At 38.8% G+C, this 17296-nt stretch carries 14 protein-coding genes, 1 pseudogene and 1 riboswitch; of the genes and pseudogenes, 3 read left to right on the top strand and 12 right to left on the bottom strand.

From position 1 onward, the window contains the following. Window positions 1-77: 77 nt before the first annotated feature. Entirely contained in the window at window positions 78-569 is a 492-nt protein-coding gene (locus GG9_RS05505; protein WP_005631008.1) for a YajQ family cyclic di-GMP-binding protein, read from the bottom strand. 17 nt (window positions 570-586) lie between these two features. Next, entirely contained in the window at window positions 587-1531 is a 945-nt protein-coding gene (gene serB, locus GG9_RS05510) for a phosphoserine phosphatase (RefSeq protein ID WP_005631007.1), read from the bottom strand. Window positions 1532-1587: 56 nt separating this feature from the next. On the opposite strand from serB, the gene GG9_RS05515 reads away from it, so the two are divergent. The 3 genes from GG9_RS05515 to GG9_RS05525 all read left to right on the top strand — a co-directional run bounded on the left by GG9_RS05515 (window position 1588) and on the right by GG9_RS05525 (window position 5221). Further along, on the top strand, window positions 1588-2226 hold the full coding sequence (locus GG9_RS05515) for a YtjB family periplasmic protein (RefSeq protein ID WP_005631006.1): 639 nt from the start codon (window positions 1588-1590) through the stop codon (window positions 2224-2226). Window positions 2227-2337: 111 nt separating this feature from the next. Next, on the top strand, window positions 2338-4335 hold the full coding sequence (tkt, locus tag GG9_RS05520) for a transketolase (protein ID WP_005631005.1): 1998 nt from the start codon (window positions 2338-2340) through the stop codon (window positions 4333-4335). Between the two features lie 190 nt (window positions 4336-4525). Further along, window positions 4526-5221, top strand: a complete 696-nt coding sequence (locus GG9_RS05525; protein WP_005631004.1) for an IS1595 family transposase — start codon at window positions 4526-4528, stop codon at window positions 5219-5221. On the opposite strand, the gene bioB is transcribed toward GG9_RS05525, so the two are convergent. From bioB to ribF, 10 genes and pseudogenes are all read right to left on the bottom strand, one after another. Beyond that, window positions 5177-6187 (bottom strand): biotin synthase BioB, encoded by a 1011-nt coding sequence (gene bioB / locus GG9_RS05530; RefSeq protein WP_005631001.1) that lies wholly within the window; start codon window positions 6185-6187, stop codon window positions 5177-5179. The two genes, GG9_RS05525 and bioB, sit on opposite strands and share 45 nt — an antisense overlap. Window positions 6188-6305: 118 nt before the next feature. Continuing rightward, entirely contained in the window at window positions 6306-6953 is a 648-nt protein-coding gene (gene thiQ / locus GG9_RS05535; RefSeq protein WP_005630999.1) for a thiamine ABC transporter ATP-binding protein, read from the bottom strand. Continuing rightward, window positions 6937-8552 (bottom strand): annotated as a pseudogene (thiP, locus tag GG9_RS05540) (thiamine/thiamine pyrophosphate ABC transporter permease). The gene thiQ and the pseudogene thiP overlap by 17 nt, the downstream one beginning before the upstream one ends. Window positions 8553-8556: 4 nt before the next feature. Further along, complete coding sequence (thiB, locus tag GG9_RS05545) at window positions 8557-9555, bottom strand: thiamine ABC transporter substrate binding subunit (RefSeq protein WP_005630995.1); 999 nt, start codon at window positions 9553-9555, stop codon at window positions 8557-8559. 51 nt (window positions 9556-9606) lie between these two features. Continuing rightward, a riboswitch (TPP riboswitch) is annotated at window positions 9607-9694 on the bottom strand. A gap of 118 nt (window positions 9695-9812) precedes the next feature. Further along, the gene (locus GG9_RS05550) at window positions 9813-10160 is read right to left on the bottom strand and encodes a ComEA family DNA-binding protein (protein ID WP_005630993.1); all 348 of its coding nucleotides are present in this window, start codon (window positions 10158-10160) and stop codon (window positions 9813-9815) included. A gap of 170 nt (window positions 10161-10330) precedes the next feature. Continuing rightward, on the bottom strand, window positions 10331-11275 hold the full coding sequence (ispH, locus tag GG9_RS05555; protein WP_005630991.1) for a 4-hydroxy-3-methylbut-2-enyl diphosphate reductase: 945 nt from the start codon (window positions 11273-11275) through the stop codon (window positions 10331-10333). Beyond that, window positions 11272-11787 (bottom strand): signal peptidase II, encoded by a 516-nt coding sequence (gene lspA, locus GG9_RS05560; RefSeq protein ID WP_005630989.1) that lies wholly within the window; start codon window positions 11785-11787, stop codon window positions 11272-11274. The genes ispH and lspA overlap by 4 nt, the downstream gene beginning before the upstream one ends. A gap of 69 nt (window positions 11788-11856) precedes the next feature. Then, entirely contained in the window at window positions 11857-13416 is a 1560-nt protein-coding gene (locus GG9_RS05565) for a phosphoethanolamine transferase (protein ID WP_005630987.1), read from the bottom strand. 76 nt (window positions 13417-13492) lie between these two features. Further along, window positions 13493-16318, bottom strand: a complete 2826-nt coding sequence (gene ileS, locus GG9_RS05570; RefSeq protein WP_005630984.1) for an isoleucine--tRNA ligase — start codon at window positions 16316-16318, stop codon at window positions 13493-13495. A gap of 32 nt (window positions 16319-16350) precedes the next feature. Next, window positions 16351-17277, bottom strand: a complete 927-nt coding sequence (gene ribF / locus GG9_RS05575; RefSeq protein WP_005630983.1) for a bifunctional riboflavin kinase/FAD synthetase — start codon at window positions 17275-17277, stop codon at window positions 16351-16353. Between the last annotated feature and the right edge of the window lie 19 nt (window positions 17278-17296).

Here is a 17296-nt window from a genome sequence, read left to right as displayed (position 1 = left end):
GCGAATGTTACGCTTGAAAGCGGTGTTCGTCAAGTTTTATCAAAAAACTATGGCAACATTTCGCCCTTATTTGAAAACTAATCTCTAAAATTATTAAATTGGAATGGTTGGCCTAATTCAGTGCCTTTAACAAGTTGAATGACTGCCTGTAAGTCATCGCGTGACTTACCTGTCACACGCACTTGTTCACCTTGAATTTGAGTTTGAACTTTGATTTTAGAATCTTTTACTAATTTAGTAATTTTCTTCGCCATCTCTGTTTCAATACCCTGTTTAAGTTTGATTTCTTTACTGTAAAGTTTACCGTGGTGTTCGCTTTCTGCAGGAATATCTAAAGAACTGTGCTCAATACCACGTTTAATACAAGATCCAATTAAAATCTCAATTAATTGCTCAAGTTGGAAATCAGATTCTGTGGTAATTTTAATCGTTTCATTTTTTTCATTTAATTCAATTACCGCTTCCACGCCACGGAAATCATAACGCGTGCTAAGCACACGGTTGGCATTTTCCACCGCATTACGGACTTCGTGTAAAGTAATTTCAGAAACAATATCAAAAGATGGCATAGTCTTCTCCCATTTTATTAAATTCTATCATTGGCACTTAAAAGGCATAAAAGTGCGGTTAAGTCGGCGAAGTTTACCACAATTTGCGCTTGTTGTTGCACTTTAGGTTTAGCATGGAACGCAACACCTAGCCCCGCCACATTCATCATTGCCAAGTCATTTGCCCCGTCACCAATAGCAATAGAATATTGTGAATCAATACCGTATTTCTCTAACAAATGTTGCAATGTTTTAGCTTTGTATTGGGCATCAACTACATCGCCTTTAACTAAGCCAGTGAGTTTTCCGTCTTCAATATCAAATTGATTTGATGCAGCAAAATCAAGCTGTAATAAGGTTTTCAAATAATCCGCAAAATAAGTAAATCCACCTGAAGCAATCGCTGTTTTCCAGCCATATTTCTGTAAGATTTGGATCGTTTCAACTAATCCAGGCATTAACGGTAAATTCTCTCTAACTTGCTGTAAGATACTTTCTGGCGCACCTTTTAATGTACCCACTCGACGACGCAAACTTTGTTCGAAATCTAATTCACCTCTCATTGCACTTTCCGTAATCGCAGAAACAAGTTCGCCAACACCCGCTAATTTCGCAATTTCATCAATACACTCAATTTGAATAGCGGTAGAATCCATATCCATCACCAACAATCCAGCTTGAGACAATTTAGGGATAAAATCTAATTTAGCAATATCCACTTCAACATCATGAGCAAATTTAATGAAGTCAGCAAACCATTGACCTTTCAATAAAACGACAATATTTTGCTCTACCATCCAAACATCAAAAATCTGAAAATTTTGACCGCACTTTTGTTGAAATTTTTCTAGCGTAGTTATGTCCAACTTTGTGCCGTATAAGATAAAAGGTTCTCCGTTCTGTATAGGTTCCTCATTAGCTAAAAGTGCGGTAGGAAATTGTGGGTATTTTTGTGTAATGCTTTCGAAACGTTGAATTTGCATAAAAATCCTGTAAATTGTGGCGACTGAAAAGATTTTAACCGATGTGAGTTGAAAAAGTGCAAATAATTAAAGAAAAACTAATCAAATCAACCATGCTTGCAACGATTATTGTGCTAAGCCTAACTGCACTTAGCGTTATCTTATTTGGTGTGAAGCAATTTAAGCTGAGTTCACAATTTGCTAGCGTAAACCAAGTGGCGAACATCTCACATATTTTGGTTCGTCAACAAGCCAATTTATTTTCAGTTTTACTCACAAATAATGCTAAAACAGAGCAATTAACGGACAATCTTGATCAAATAGTCAAAGAAGTCTTTATTTTAGATGCCAGCTTATATGATGGCGAAGGAAAATTACTGGCTCAAAGTCGCGAAATGCGCAATTCACCCGATGCAAACAATCAACAAATTGTAGAGCCACTTTACGCCCAAAGCGGCATTAAAGGATTTTTACGTGTCACCATTGATGCCCAATATACGCAATCTAACCAATCAAAAATTAATCAAATTTTTCACCAATTATATGGTGAACTCATTATTGTATTTTTACTTGGCGCGGTGATGGCAAGCTCTATTCATTATTTTTTAAATCACTATCGACGGACTTACCGCAAATCCAAAGAGAAAAAAAGTACGGTAAATTTGAAAGTAAAATCGAGTAGCACGCGTTTTCACCAGCGTCGCCGTAGAATTTGATTATTGTCACAAACTATTAAATTGAGTGCGGATTTTTTCTAAATTTCCTTCAGAAATAAGGTAGAATGCGCAAGATTATTTTTTCAAAGCGAATTATAACAGGAGAACAAAATGGCAACTCGTAGACAATTAGCCAATGCAATTCGTTTCTTATCAATGGATGCTGTGCAAAAAGCTAAATCAGGTCACCCTGGTGCACCAATGGGAATGGCGGATATCGCTGAAGTATTATGGCGCGACTTTTTAAAACACAATCCAACCAATCCTAAATGGGCCGACCGAGATCGTTTTGTACTTTCTAACGGCCATGGTTCTATGTTGATTTATAGTCTTTTACATTTAACTGGCTATGATCTTTCTATCGAAGATTTAAAACAATTCCGTCAATTACATTCTAAAACCCCAGGTCACCCAGAATATGGTTATGCCCCTGGTGTTGAAACCACGACTGGTCCGTTAGGTCAAGGTATCACTAATGCAGTGGGTATGGCGATTGCTGAAAAAACCTTAGCGGGCCAATTTAACCGTGAAGGTCATGAAATCGTTGATCACCACACCTATGTATTCCTAGGCGATGGTTGTTTAATGGAAGGGATTTCTCACGAAGCCTGCTCTTTAGCGGGAACCTTAGGTCTAGGTAAATTAATCGCATTCTACGATGACAACAACATTTCCATTGATGGTCATGTAGATGGTTGGTTCAGTGATGATACCGCTGCACGCTTTGAAGCTTATGGCTGGCAAGTAATCCGTAATGTGGATGGCCATGATGCTGAACAAATTCGTCAGGCTGTTGTACTTGCACAATCAGAAAAAGAAAAACCAACGTTAATTATTTGTAAAACCATTATCGGTTTCGGTTCACCAAATAAATCAGCGTCACATGATTGTCACGGTGCACCATTAGGTGATGAAGAAATCGCATTAACCCGCAAAGTACTTGGTTGGGAATATGCGCCATTTGAAATTCCAGCTGAATACTATGCTGAATGGTCTGCGAAAGAAAAAGGTGCTGCAGCAGAAAAATCTTGGGTAGAAAAATTTGCCGCTTATGCTAAAGCATATCCAGAACTTGCTGCAGAATTTACACGTCGTGTAAACGGTGAATTACCAGCAAATTGGGCTGCAGAATCTAAAGCGTTCATTGAAAAATTACAAGCGAACCCAGCGAGCATTGCAAGCCGTAAAGCATCACAAAATGCAATCGAAGCATATGCTCATGTGTTACCTGAATTCTTAGGTGGTTCTGCAGACTTAGCAAGCTCTAACTTAACATTATGGAGCGGTTCTAAACCAATTCGTGCACACGAAAATGTAGGTGGTAATTACCTTAACTACGGTGTGCGTGAATTTGGTATGTCTGCCATTATGAACGGTATTGCTTTACACGGAGGTTTCATTCCTTACGGCGCAACCTTCTTAATGTTCTACGAATATGCACACAATGCGGTGCGTATGGCTTCATTAATGAAACAACGCTCATTATTCGTTTATACTCACGACTCTATCGGTTTAGGCGAAGACGGCCCAACTCACCAACCAGTTGAGCAAACTGCATCACTACGCTTAATTCCAAACCTTGAAACATGGCGTCCGTGTGACCAAGTGGAATCAGCCATTGCATGGCAACAAGCGGTTGAACGTCAAGATGGCCCAAGTACGTTGATCTTTACCCGCCAAAACTTAGCACAAATGGACCGCACTTCTGCACAATTAGATGCCGTTAAACGTGGTGCTTATGTATTAAAAGACTGCGAAGGCACACCTGAGTTAATCTTCATTGCAACAGGTTCTGAAGTAGAATTAGCGGTGAAAGCGGCTGAAGCATTAAGTGCAGAAGGTAAAAAAGTACGCGTTGTTTCAATGCCAAGTACAAACCGTTTTGATAAACAAGACGAAGCATACCGTGAAAGCGTATTACCTGCAGCTGTAACCAAACGTGTTGCGATTGAAGCGGGTATTGCAGACTTCTGGTATAAATACGTTGGTTTTGAAGGTCGTGTAGTAGGCATGAACAGCTTTGGCGAATCAGCACCTGCGGATCAATTATTCAAACTCTTTGGTTTCACTGTTGAAAACGTGGTAGCGAAAGCTAAAGAAATTCTTTAAGATTCATATAAAAAGCTCCTTGACAGTCAAGGAGCTTTTTTATTATCTATTGAAAATTATTATGAGATATGAGATAAAGAAAGGAATAGATTAATACTTAATTTCTCAGCTATCTAACACAAACTACAACTTTTTATTTGGGGCTGTACTAGATAACGACTAAAAATCCCATTTAAGTTAGAATAAACCAATGAGAAAAAGTCGCTTAAGTCAGCATAAACAAAATAAACTCATTGAACTGTTTGTCGCAGGTGTCACAGCAAGAACAGCCAGTGAATTGGTTAATGTAAACAAAAATACAGCCGCTTATTACTTTCATCGATTACTCTTACTCATCTATCAAACAAGCCCACATTTGGAAATGTTTGAAGGCGAGATTGAAGCCGATGAAAGCTATTTCGGCGGTACTCGAAAAGGCAAACGAGGTCACGGTGCCGTGGGAAAAGTCGCGGTATTCGGGCTTCTCAAACGAAATGCCAAGGTTTATACCGTCGTTGTCCCTAATGCGCAATCAGCAACATTATTGCCAATTATCCGAGAGAAAGTTAATCCTGATAGCATTGTGTACACGGATACCTTTCGTAGTTATGATGTGCTTGATGTCAGTGAATTTAGCCATTTTCGCATTAATCACAGCACGCATTTTGCTGAAAATCACAACCACATAAACGGAATTGAGAATTTTTGGAATCAAGCAAAACGCCATTTACGGAAGTTTAATGGCATTCCCAAAGAGCATTTTGAGCTATATTTAAAGGAATGTGAATGGCGTTTTAACAATAGTGAAATAAAATCTCAAATTTCCATTTTAAAACAATTAGTTAAGGGTAATTTGGTCCAGTTATCTAGTACAGCCCCTTTTATTTTCTGCAGTTTCTGGCTCTAAATCTAATTTTGCCATTAATAACTGATCGCCATCTTCTTCTGGGTTACCTGTGACAAGTAATTTATCGCCATAGAAAATAGAATTTGCACCCGCCATAAAACACATCGCTTGCATTTCTTCACTCATGCCACTACGGCCTGCAGAAAGGCGAACATAACTTTTTGGCATGGTAATACGTGCAACAGCAATCGTTCGCACAAACTCTGTCCAATCTAATTCTTCCGCATCGGCTAACGGTGTACCTTCAACCTTAACGAGTTGATTAATCGGTACTGACTCGGGTTGCGGATCAAGATTTGCAAGGCTCGCGATTAATCCAGCCCGTTCTTTGCGGGTTTCATTCATCCCCACAATGCCGCCACAACACACTTTTAACCCAGCTTTGCGTACTTTTCCTAACGTGCTAAGACGATCATCAAAACGACGAGTACCAATCACTTCTGCATAATGTTCTGGTGCGGTATCAAGATTATGATTGTAATAATCCAAACCAGCTTCTTTTAAATCTTCTGCCATACCATCTTGCAATAAACCAAAGGTACCGCAAGTTTCTAAGCCAAGCGATTTCACTGCTTTAATAATTTCAGTGACTTTCTCAATATCTTTAGGCTTAGGACCTCGCCAAGCTGCGCCCATACAAAAACGCCCTGCTCCACGCGCTTTCGCAATTTTTGCTTTCGCGACGATCTCATCAACATCTAATAACTGCTGATTTTGTACTCCTGTATGATAACGGGCTGATTGAGGGCAATAACCACAATCTTCTGGGCATCCACCCGTTTTGATAGACATTAACGTGGATAACTGAATCACTCGAGGATTAAAATGCTTGCGATGAACTTGCGCAGCGCGGTAAACCAATTCCAAAAATGGCGTTTCAAATAACGCCTCAACTTTGCAAACAGACCAATATTCAACGCTTGGATGTGGTGTAATGGAGTTAATTTGTAGTTTTTCAGTTAACATATTTTTCCTTTGAAAGTGCGGTGAATAATCACCGCATTTTTGTATCTTAATTCATTCAGTTTATAGGCTGGTATCTATAGCCATAAATAGATTCATAGGTTATAAAGTCTATATAATTTTACGTCTCTTTTTGCAATTGACTTATCTGACCATTTTCCACCAACAATACTCGATCTATCGTACCAACTAATTCCGATGGTTGGTGAGTAACAAGTAACAATGTTAGGTGTTTCTCATCACAAAGTTTGGCAATTAAAGCTAGCATTTCTACACGAAGCTTCTGATCTAATGCGGAAAAAGGCTCATCTAATAACAAGATAGGTTTATCTCGCAACAAACAACGCGCCAACGCCACTCGTTGTTTTTGCCCCCCTGAAAGAGAATTCGGTAAACGTTGCAAATAATCGCCCAATCCTACAGAACAAGCGACCTGTTCAATTTTTTCCTGTTCAAGTGCGGTTAATTTTAAAGAGGGTTTTAAACCCAACGCAAGATTTTGCTGTACGGTTAAATGAGGAAATAAATTATTTTCTTGAAATAGCATGGAAACCGGACGCTCGTAAGGTGCACGACGAGTATAATTTTTATCGTTTAACCAAATTTCTCCTTGATGAGGAAATTCAAATCCAGCAATTAAATTCAATAAGGTACTTTTTCCCGCGCCACTCTCGCCAATAATTGCGACACGTTCGCCAGCATTTACGCTCAAATTAAAGCACATCGGTAAGGTTTTATCGTTCAAAATCACATTATTTAGATAAATCATCGGCATCCCTATGTGCGTGAATAAAGGCAAATAATATGCCACAAAGCAATAATAAAATCCCAGCAGTGACAGCAGCATCTTGATTACGATAATTCCCTAGCTGCTGATATAACAAGTGCGGTAGGGAAGTAAACTCTTGATTACCGAACAACGCAATAGCTGTAAAATCCCCTAAAGATAGCGCCAAGGCTAAAGCAAAAGCATAGCGCAATGGTGCACGTAAAGTTTGCCACTCAATCAGAGAAAAACGTTGCCAACCCACAATTCCCAGACTATTACACAGATTTTCGTAATAACGCATATTGTTATGAAAAGGTGCGCTCAAAATACGTAAAACAAAAGGCATTGCACTTAACGCATTGCAAAATACAACAATGGCAAATAAATCAATATTCGAAAAGTCACGCTCTTGTAATAATAAAAATAATCCCATCGCAAGTACTAAAATCGGAATTGCCAAAATCACCATTCCTGCATTAATAATAAATTGCGCAATTTTCTGATAATGCAACCATTCTAAACGGCGTGATAAAAGTAGCAAGGCAATAGCCATCGTTAATGCAAGTAATGCAGATAAAGGCGCGATAGAAAGTGAATAGCCTAACGCACGCCAGAGCTGAGAATTATGCCAAACTGTGAGCAAACTTGGTGAACTCAATGCGCTGATAAGAATGTTTAATACTGGCGAAAAAAGGAAAAATACAAAAACAAGTAAAACAAAAACATGGAAAATTTTGACCGCACTTTTAGGCTTCTCAAACCAAGGATTACTATTACTCAAGCCATTTTGATTAGAGGGAGAAAAACGCGACGTTAAGCTAAATAAAACTAAGCAAAATACAAATTGCAACATGGCAAAAAGTGCTGCTTTTGGCAGATCAAATTCAAATAAAATCGCTTGGTAGATTGCGGTTTCTAATGTTGTATATTGAGGCCCACCGCCTAGCGTAAGAACAACGGTAAAACTGGTGAAGCAAAGCATAAAAATCAAGCTGAATGTAGGCAAACATTGCTGACGAAAAACGGGCCACTCCACTAATTTCACGAATTGCCAGCCTTGTAAATTGAGTTGCGCGGCAAGCTGACGTTGCTGATAAGGGATACTTTGCAAACTTTGTAAGAAAAGTTGCGCAGCCAGTGGAATATTGAAAAAAAGATGGGCAATTAAAATACCCGAGAGTCCGTAAATATGTCCCTGCCACGACATTCCCAAAAGATTAGCAAACCAAGCGAACCAACCGCTTGAACCATAAATGCCGATCAAACCAAAAATTGCCACTAAAACAGGTAAAACAAAGGTCAGCGACATTAATTTTAATAGCCACTTTTTTCCTGAGAATGGTTGATAAAACAATGCTCGAGCGAGGAGCAGACCAAAAAAATAGATAAAACGGTAGAAAGTAAAGCTTGCCCAAAACTGAAAAGAATCAGATGCTGTAGGTAATCATCCGTTAACCAAGATCGCCATTGCAATTCATCACCCAATGCAAAGATCGAACTTAACGCGCCACCATAAAAAAGAGTAATGAAACTAATGACAACAACCCCGCCCACATAATGACGAGGGCGGAGTTGTGGGTGATGAAATAACGAAAACATCAAACTATTTTGTTAATGTGGTTTGCCAAGTGCTAATCCAATTTTTTAATTGTTCCGCATTCACCATTGGATTAATTGGAGTTTGAGTTTTTTGTTGAGCTTTAAGCGCATCAAAGTGCGGTTCAATTTCACCTTGAATGACTGGCAACATAATATTGGCTGTCACAATATGTTTTTGTGCCGTAGGTGAAATTAAAAATGCCATAAAATCATCCGCACATTGATTTGGATGGTTTGCAACTCGGGCCGCTAATTCCACTTGAGTGATATGCCCTTCCGAAAAATCTGTCGCTGCATAATTATCTTTTTTCTCAAAAAGTTCGTGATAAAGTGGTGATGTACTGTAACTTAACACTAAATCAGCTTCGCCTTTTAAGAATGCACCGTAAGTATCTGACCAGCCTTTACCCACGGTCACCGTATGCTTATCCAACGCTTTCCAAGCAGATTGAATTTTATCTGCAGAATAAATTGCATTCATCCAAACCAATAAACCACGACCCACACTGCTGGTGCGAGGATCTTGATAAATTACACGGATATCTTGGCGTTCAACCAATTCTTTCAAACTTTTCGGCGGATTTTGTAATTTAGTTTTGTCATACACAAAAGCATAATTACCGAAATCAAAAGGCAAGAATGTTTTATTCGTCCATTTTGTTGGCAGATCAAGTTGAGTTAAATCTACTTTATTTGGTGTGAAAATACCTGTTTTTTCAGCTTGTTCTAAAACAAAGTTATCTAAACCTAATACAATGTCCGCTTTTGTTTTCTTTCCTTCCAAACGAACACGGTTGAGCAACACGCCACCACTTTCAAAAGGGGTAAAATTAATAGTGCATTGTGGGTGCGCTTTTTCAAAATCTTGTTTTACTTTTGGACCTGCGCCCCACTCAGAAGTAAAAGAATCATAGCTATATACATTCACACTTTGTTGTGATTGAGCTAATGCAGCGGCGGAAAAAAGTGCGGTAGAAATTAAGGTTAATTTAAGAAGTTTCATTATTACATCCTTATTTATATCAAAAGGCAGCAATAATGACGGGAAGGAGATAAGGTTGTATTCCTAGTTTCCTACGTCAGTATTAACTGTTTCAGGTTCACGGGTATGATCTCAGCATATTGCACCCCGACTAGGCTTTTTAGTGTATTAAAATTTATTAGGCTTGCCAATGGATTTTTAAAAAGAAATAAACTTTCTACATTTTCTGAAAAATAAAAAAGCCCTGTAAAACAGGGCATCCATAAGAGGTTTTAAAATTAAAAAGTGATCCGATCACGGTTTCTTTCAAGTGTTGCTTTACCAATCCCTTGCACTTCTAACAGCTGTTCAGCACTCGTGAAATTACCGTGTTTTTCACGATATTGCACTATCGCTTCTGCTTTTTTCGCACCAATTCCTGTTAAGGCTTTTTGAATTTCACTCGCAGTTGCCGTATTGATATTCAATTTATCACTCACAGCAGTTGATGCAACTTGAGCTTCAGTTTGAGTTGCCACAACAGGTTGAACGGCCTGCTCTGTAGCTTTTTCCTCAGCAAAAGCCGAAGACGCACCTAAAGCCCCGCACAATATCATCGAAGTGAATAATGTTTTCATTAATTTCATAGAGGTTTCCTTTTAATATGAACATGTTGACGAGCATATCAACACAGCCATTTTTTATGTTTTCAAGAAAACGCTCAAGATTCTTACCGCACTTTTGCGATTCAGATCGCAAAAATTCTTAATTTGCATGAAAAAACAAAGGGCTTATCATTTACGACAAGCCCTTAAGATTAATTAACTTCTTTTATTCTCAGCTCTTTTGGAACCTCAAAGAACATATTTTCTTCTAACCCTTGTAGTTCTTCTATGGTATTCGCACCAAACTCTTTTAAACGGGAAATAATCGATTGGACTAATTCTTCGGGTGCAGACGCGCCAGCTGTAATCCCTATGGTTTTTACATCATTAAACCAATCATCTTGAATATCAGCAGGATCATCAAGAAGCTGTGATTTAACCCCCATTCGAGACGCCAATTCAGCTAAACGATTTGAATTTGATGAGTTTTTAGAACCCACAACCAACACTAAATCTGATAATTTTGCCAATTCTCGCACCGCTTCTTGACGATTGGTTGTCGCATAACAAATATCGTTTTTATGTGGCCCTTGAATAGCGGGATATTTTTTCTTTAATGCAGCAATGGTTTCAGCCGTATCATCTAGCGATAAAGTGGTTTGCGTCATAAAGGTTAAATCATCATTTTCTTGCATCGGCAAACGTGCAATATCTTCGACTTTTTCGATCAAGAAAATTCCGCCATCTTCATTACTATACTGCCCCATTGTGCCTTCAACTTCAGGGTGTCCTTTATGTCCAATCAAAATCGCTTTTGTCCCTTTTCGACTTGCGCGTGCAACTTGCATATGCACTTTAGTTACCAAAGGACAGGTTGCATCAAATACTTTAAGATTACGGTCTTTCGCTTCTTGTCGAACGGCTTGAGATACACCATGCGCAGAAAAAATCACGATCGCACCATCAGGTACTTCGCTTAATTCTTCCACAAAGATCGCACCACGCTCACGCAATCCGTTCACAACAAATCGGTTATGCACCACTTCATGACGAACATAAATCGGTGCGCCATGAATTTCTAAGGCGAGTTCAACAATACTAATAGCACGGTCTACACCGGCACAGAATCCTCGTGGATTGGCTAAAATTATCTTCATTTTTGACCGCACTTTTCTACTTGTTTATCTTGTACTTTTTTCTTTTCGCTCTTAAACGCATCTAATGCTAATAAGACTGCACCAATACAAATGGCAATATCGGCGATATTAAACACTGGATAATGATAAATATCCCAATAGAAATCAAAGAAATCCACGACGAAACCATTGTAAGCGCGATCTACCATATTCGCTAACGCCCCACCAATAATCAGTGCATAAGCAGAATTTTGGATTTTTTGTTCGGCATTATTTTTTGCTAAAAAATAAACCAACATGCCAGAAATAGCCAATGCCAACAAAATAAAGAAATATTGTTGCCAGCCACTATGATCTGCCAAGAAACTAAATGCTGCGCCATAATTTCGAACATAAGTCAGGTTAAAAACAGGTAGCACATTAACACTTTCATACAAATCAAATTTTTGTACCACAATGTATTTTGTAAGCAAATCAACCACAAAAGCGACCGCACTTAACCATAAAAATGAAAGCCCTGATTTTTTGGACATACTATTTCCCTTTTAAAAAAATTCCGCTAATTCTAACATAAGCCGATAAATGATAAAGCAGGATCTTATTTACTGAACGGTTTCTGGTAATTTTGCTGGATCATCAGCCAAGTCTTTAACATTCACAACATTTTTCCAATCAAATACTTTAATTTCCTGTTTTTCAGGGTGGAAGAAATTCACGCCTTGTAAATGTTTTTCCTTAATTCCCATCCAATCAGCAAAACCATAAACAAAATTAAATGCCGATTGTGGCATTTTTATTTTTCCTACCTTTTGGCTATCACTCGAAAACATAATGAAAGGAATTTCATAATCTTGTTTATAAAGATTATTTGGATGCAATGATAAACCTTTAGAATCCTCATAATGAGCAAGCCCATGATCAGAAAAGTAAATCACCGAATAGGGTTCATTTTGAGCCACCAATTGTAAATTTAATTTTTCCAAAAACTGATCCGTATATTTAATCGATTCTAAATAACAGGACATAGATTGATTAATAAAATAATTTTTAACCTCGTATGGAAGACGCTCACAAAAAGCAGGATGTGATCCCATTAAATGAATCACAATTAATTTTGGATTGTTAATATTTTCTTTTAAAACTTTATTTAATACAGGCAACATTTCCTCGTCATAAACTTTTTTAGAATTATAACCTAACGGCTTCATAAAAATCGTTTCATCTGCACTTTGACCAATACGAGAGGCCATCGTATCAAATTCCCCAATTTTGCCTTGGTTAGAAATCCAATAGGTTTTCACGCCCGCTTTTTTGGCTAAAGAAATAATATTATCCGTATAAACCGTTTCCCCTTTTTCTGCTCGATATAGGGTGCGTTGTAAAGACGGTTGCGTATTAGGTGCTGCAGAATAATAATTTTCAAAAACTGTGCCTTTCACACGCTCTAAAAATGGCGTGGTTTTCAGTGGAAAGCCATATAACGACATATAATCTTTTCGCATACTTTCACCAATAATTAAAATATAATTTTTATATTTTGGCGTAAAAGATTGAATATCCCATTGAGAAGGCGAATTAACAGATTGATTTAGAAAATCTCGTTGTTCTAAATATAGATCATTCATTCGATCAAATTCAGAATAAAAAAGAACTGGATAAAAACGGAATTTATAGGCGTAGTTCCAATTAGAAAATTGATTGTAAGAAAACACTAACAATAGACTGATAACAGCCATATTTAGCCATTTAAATGCTTGTTGTTTAACATAAAAACTTAATTTCATTAAAGCAACAAATAAAATGATATAACTAACTTGAAATAAAAATATCCAAAAAGGAATAGTTGTGTAATATTCTAAGGTTTCATTAATATTCGTTTCATAAACAGAAGCGATAATACCCAAAGATGGAATTCCATAGAAAAAACCAGCAGAGCAATAAAATAACGCGCTGAAGAATAATACAGTAATTAATATTCGCCCAAGCCAAGGGGTAAAATAAAAAGAAATCGCCGTGATAACAAATAAAATTGCGTAATCTGAAACGGGAATATTCTCACTTAATACATTACCCAACCCCATATTGGTAAAAATGGAGAAAACAAGTAATAAGAGATAAAACCACATTGTTTTTGAGCGAATCATTTCTTTTCCTAACATCATCTCTACTTCCTTTTGTACAAAAGTAAAAAAGTGCGGTTAAAATCAACCGCACTTTTCTGTTTTACAACGAATTTAATTATGCAAAATGGCGTACTTCACCATTACCCGCCACATTTTCTACACAACGTGGACAAAGTGTCGGATGTTCAGGATTCACGCCGATTTTGTCAGAATAATGCCAGCAACGTGGACATTTTTCACCGTTAGAACGCGCTACGCTTACGGCAATTCCCTCTAACTCACCCGCTGCCACATCCGCAGGTTTGTCAGCTAATGGTTTGACTTCTGCTTTTGAGGTAATTAACACAAAACGTAATTCATTGCCTAATTGCTCTAACAATGCACGATATTCATCGTTAGCATAAACCGTTACTTCTGCTTCTAAACCACCACCGATCACTTTATCGTTACGCGCGATTTCTAGTACGCGGTTCACTTCAGAACGAACTTTAATCAGTTGTTGCCAGTAAGCATCATCTAATTTCTCATTCTCGCCTAAACCAAATAAGCCTTCGTAGAATTCTTCAGTAAAGACAAATTCAGCACGTGGCGTCGCCGTTTGTGGCAAGTAGCCCCAAATTTCATCTGCAGTGAATGACAAGATTGGTGCCATCCAACGAACCAATGCTTCTGCAATGTGCCATAATGCTGTTTGGCAGCTACGACGCGCAAGGCTGTCTGCTTTAGTGGTGTATTGACGGTCTTTGATAATATCAAGGTAGAACGAGCCCATTTCCACAGAACAGAAACGCATTAAACGTTGTACCACTGTGTGGAATTGATAGTTATCGTACGCGTCTTTAATTTCTTTTTGAGCATCTAACGCACAAGCTACCGCCCAACGATCCAAGCTAATCATTTCTTCCGGTTTAACCGCATCACGTTGCGGATCAAAACCATTCAAGTTCGCTAATAAGAAACGTGCCGTGTTACGAATACGACGATAGCTATCCGCTGCACGTTTTAAGATCTCATCAGAAACGGTCATTTCCCCCGTATAGTCGGTAGACGCCACCCATAAACGTAAAATATCACCACCAAATTTATCCATAACTTCTTGTGGGGTCACGATATTACCGATAGATTTTGACATCTTACGGCCTTGACCATCCACGGTGAAACCATGGGTTAATACTTGTTTATATGGCGCTTTGCTGTCTGTTGCTGTAGAGAGCATTAAAGAAGACATAAACCAACCACGGTGTTGGTCTGAACCTTCTAAATACATATCGATATCTTGACCGTTAAATTCTGGACGATTCGCCACAACAGAAGAATAGGTTGATCCTGAGTCAAACCATACGTCAAGGGTATCTGGCACTTTACGATAGGTTTCTGCGTCCACACCTAATAATTCTTTTTCGTCTAAATCCCACCATGCTTGAATACCGGCTTTCTCTACACGTTTCGCTACTTCTTCAAGTAACTCTAAGGTACGCGGATGAAGTTCTTCAGTTTCTTTATGCACGAATAAGGTCATCGGCACGCCCCAAGTACGTTGACGAGAAATACACCAGTCAGGGCGGTTTTCAACCATTTTCTCGATACGTGCTTGACCCCAATCTGGAATCCAGCGAACTTGTTTGATTTCACCTAATGCTTGTTGGCGTAACCCCTGTGTTTCCATACCGATAAACCATTGTGGTGTCGCACGGAAAATAATCGGGGTTTTGTGGCGCCAGCAGTGTGGGTAGCTGTGTTTGATTTTCTCAACTTTTAATAAGTTGCCCACTTCTTGCAATTTTTCAACAACCAATGGATTGGCTTCAAATACACCTTTGCCTGCAAAGAATTCAGTCGTTGAAATAAATTTACCGTCATTCGATACAAGACCCGCCATTGGTAAATTATATTTTTGCCCTACAATAAAGTCGTCCAAACCATGATCTGGCGCGGTATGTACTAAACCCGTACCACCATCAGTGGTCACGTGATCACCTAAAATCACTGGTACAGTGAAATCATAGAATGGATGGTTAAAGCGTACTAACTCAAGTGCTTGACCTTTTACTGAACCTAAAACTTCAACCTGTTCTACACCCACCGATTTTGCCACAGACTCCACTAATTCAGCAGCTAAAATCACACGCTCATCGCCAAGTTGTACTAAGTTGTATTCTAAGTCTGCATTTACCGCAATCGCACGGTTAGATGGCATTGTCCAAGGTGTGGTGGTCCAAATCACCGCAGATAATTTGCCATGGCCTTTGCCTACTGCGTTAAATTTCTCTTCAATTTCTGCTGCATTTACTGCAGGGAAACGCACATAGATAGACGGAGAAACTTTGTCTTCGTATTCCACTTCTGCTTCCGCTAAAGAAGAACCACAATCCAAACACCAGTGCACTGGTTTTGAACCTTTGTATAAGTGACCATTCGCAATCACTTTACCAAGTGTACGGATGATGTTTGCTTCGGTGTTGAAGTTCATCGTTAAATAAGGGTTATCCCAATCGCCTAACACGCCTAAACGGATAAAATCTTTTTTCTGACCTTCTACTTGTTCTGCAGCGTATTCACGGCATTTTTGGCGGAATTCAGCGGCGGTCACTTTCTCGTTTGGTTTACCCACCAAACCTTCTACTTTTAATTCAATTGGCAAACCGTGACAGTCCCAACCCGGGATATAAGGCGAATCAAAACCTAATGCAGTTTTGGATTTAACAATAATATCTTTCAGAATTTTATTAACGGCGTGACCGATATGAATGTTGCCGTTCGCATACGGAGGGCCATCATGCAAAATAAAGGATTTTTTACCTTTCGTCGCTTGGCGGATTTTTTGATACAACTGTTTGTCATACCAATTTTTTAACATTACAGGTTCGCGTTTGGCTAAATCGCCACGCATAGGGAAACCTGTTTCAGGTAAATTTAACGTGTTTTTGTAATCAACTGTCATGTTATTTTCCAATTTTATATTTCAATATAATTCTATTTTGCAAAAAATGCTTTTGCTGTTTTTACATCTTGTTCAATTTGAGCCTTCAACGCCTCAAAAGACGGAAACTTTATCTCATCCCGAATCTTATGGCAGAATTCCACCTCTACCATTTGTCCATAAATATTCTGAGAAAAATCAAATAAATGGACTTCTAATAATTGTATCGTACCGTTAATGGTTGGGCGTTTTCCCATGTTGGCGACGCCGTCAAAAATCTCACCCGATTTTAACCGCACTTTCACCGCATAAACCCCTTTTACAGGATTCACTTGACGATGTAAGCGAACATTCGCGGTAGGAAAACCAATGGTGCGGCCTAATTTATTGCCGTGGATCACTCGACCAAAAATACGATAAGGTTTACCGAGTAAATTTTGCGCATGCTGTAAATCATCTTTAGCCAGAGCTTCACGGATAGCCGTGCTACTGATACGTAACTCGTCTAAACAGAAGGTTCGGCTGTCTTCAACTTCAAAACCAAACTGCTTTCCGGCTTGTTGCAACATCGCAAAATTGCCTAAACGTTTCGCACCAAATTTGAAATCATCGCCAATGCTGAGAAACTTCACATTTAATTTGCGCACAAGCCAATCTTCAATAAATTGTTCTGCAGGAAGATCAGCAAAAGTGCGGTCAAATTTCGCGACGATCACCACATCCACCCCCGCCTGAGCTAAATAATGTAATTTATCTCTTAACCGCATTAAGCGCGCAGGGGCTTTGTCACCCATAAAATATTCGCGCGGTTGCGGCTCGAAAAGCATCACTGCCATGGGTAAATTCAGCGCATTCGCTTTCTGACGAAGATGACGCAAAATCGCCTGATGCCCCAAATGCACGCCATCAAAATTGCCAATGGTTAATGCGCACCCTGACAAATATGGCTGTGTATTATGAAGCCCACGAATTAATTGCATTACATCTTATCCAAAAAAC

It is taken from the genome of Haemophilus haemolyticus M19501 (assembly GCF_000222025.1).
Taxonomy (GTDB): Bacteria; Pseudomonadota; Gammaproteobacteria; order Enterobacterales; family Pasteurellaceae; genus Haemophilus; species Haemophilus haemolyticus_G.
Note: the sequence above shows the minus strand (reverse complement) of the source record. Positions and strands in the feature narration are given on the sequence as shown.

Excerpts from the sequence above, each read along its gene's own strand:
- GG9_RS05505 (WP_005631008.1), bottom strand. The coding sequence starts at position 569 with ATGCCATCTTTTGATATTGTTTCTGAAATTACTTTACACGAAGTCCGT.
- serB (WP_005631007.1), bottom strand. The coding sequence starts at position 1,531 with ATGCAAATTCAACGTTTCGAAAGCATTACACAAAAATACCCACAATTT.
- tkt (WP_005631005.1), top strand. The coding sequence starts at position 2,338 with ATGGCAACTCGTAGACAATTAGCCAATGCAATTCGTTTCTTATCAATG.
- GG9_RS05525 (WP_005631004.1), top strand. The coding sequence starts at position 4,526 with ATGAGAAAAAGTCGCTTAAGTCAGCATAAACAAAATAAACTCATTGAA.
- bioB (WP_005631001.1), bottom strand. The coding sequence starts at position 6,187 with ATGTTAACTGAAAAACTACAAATTAACTCCATTACACCACATCCAAGC.
- thiQ (WP_005630999.1), bottom strand. The coding sequence starts at position 6,953 with ATGATTTATCTAAATAATGTGATTTTGAACGATAAAACCTTACCGATG.
- thiB (WP_005630995.1), bottom strand. The coding sequence starts at position 9,555 with ATGAAACTTCTTAAATTAACCTTAATTTCTACCGCACTTTTTTCCGCC.
- GG9_RS05550 (WP_005630993.1), bottom strand. The coding sequence starts at position 10,160 with ATGAAATTAATGAAAACATTATTCACTTCGATGATATTGTGCGGGGCT.
- ispH (WP_005630991.1), bottom strand. The coding sequence starts at position 11,275 with ATGAAGATAATTTTAGCCAATCCACGAGGATTCTGTGCCGGTGTAGAC.
- lspA (WP_005630989.1), bottom strand. The coding sequence starts at position 11,787 with ATGTCCAAAAAATCAGGGCTTTCATTTTTATGGTTAAGTGCGGTCGCT.
- GG9_RS05565 (WP_005630987.1), bottom strand. The coding sequence starts at position 13,416 with ATGATGTTAGGAAAAGAAATGATTCGCTCAAAAACAATGTGGTTTTAT.
- ileS (WP_005630984.1), bottom strand. The coding sequence starts at position 16,318 with ATGACAGTTGATTACAAAAACACGTTAAATTTACCTGAAACAGGTTTC.
- ribF (WP_005630983.1), bottom strand. The coding sequence starts at position 17,277 with ATGCAATTAATTCGTGGGCTTCATAATACACAGCCATATTTGTCAGGG.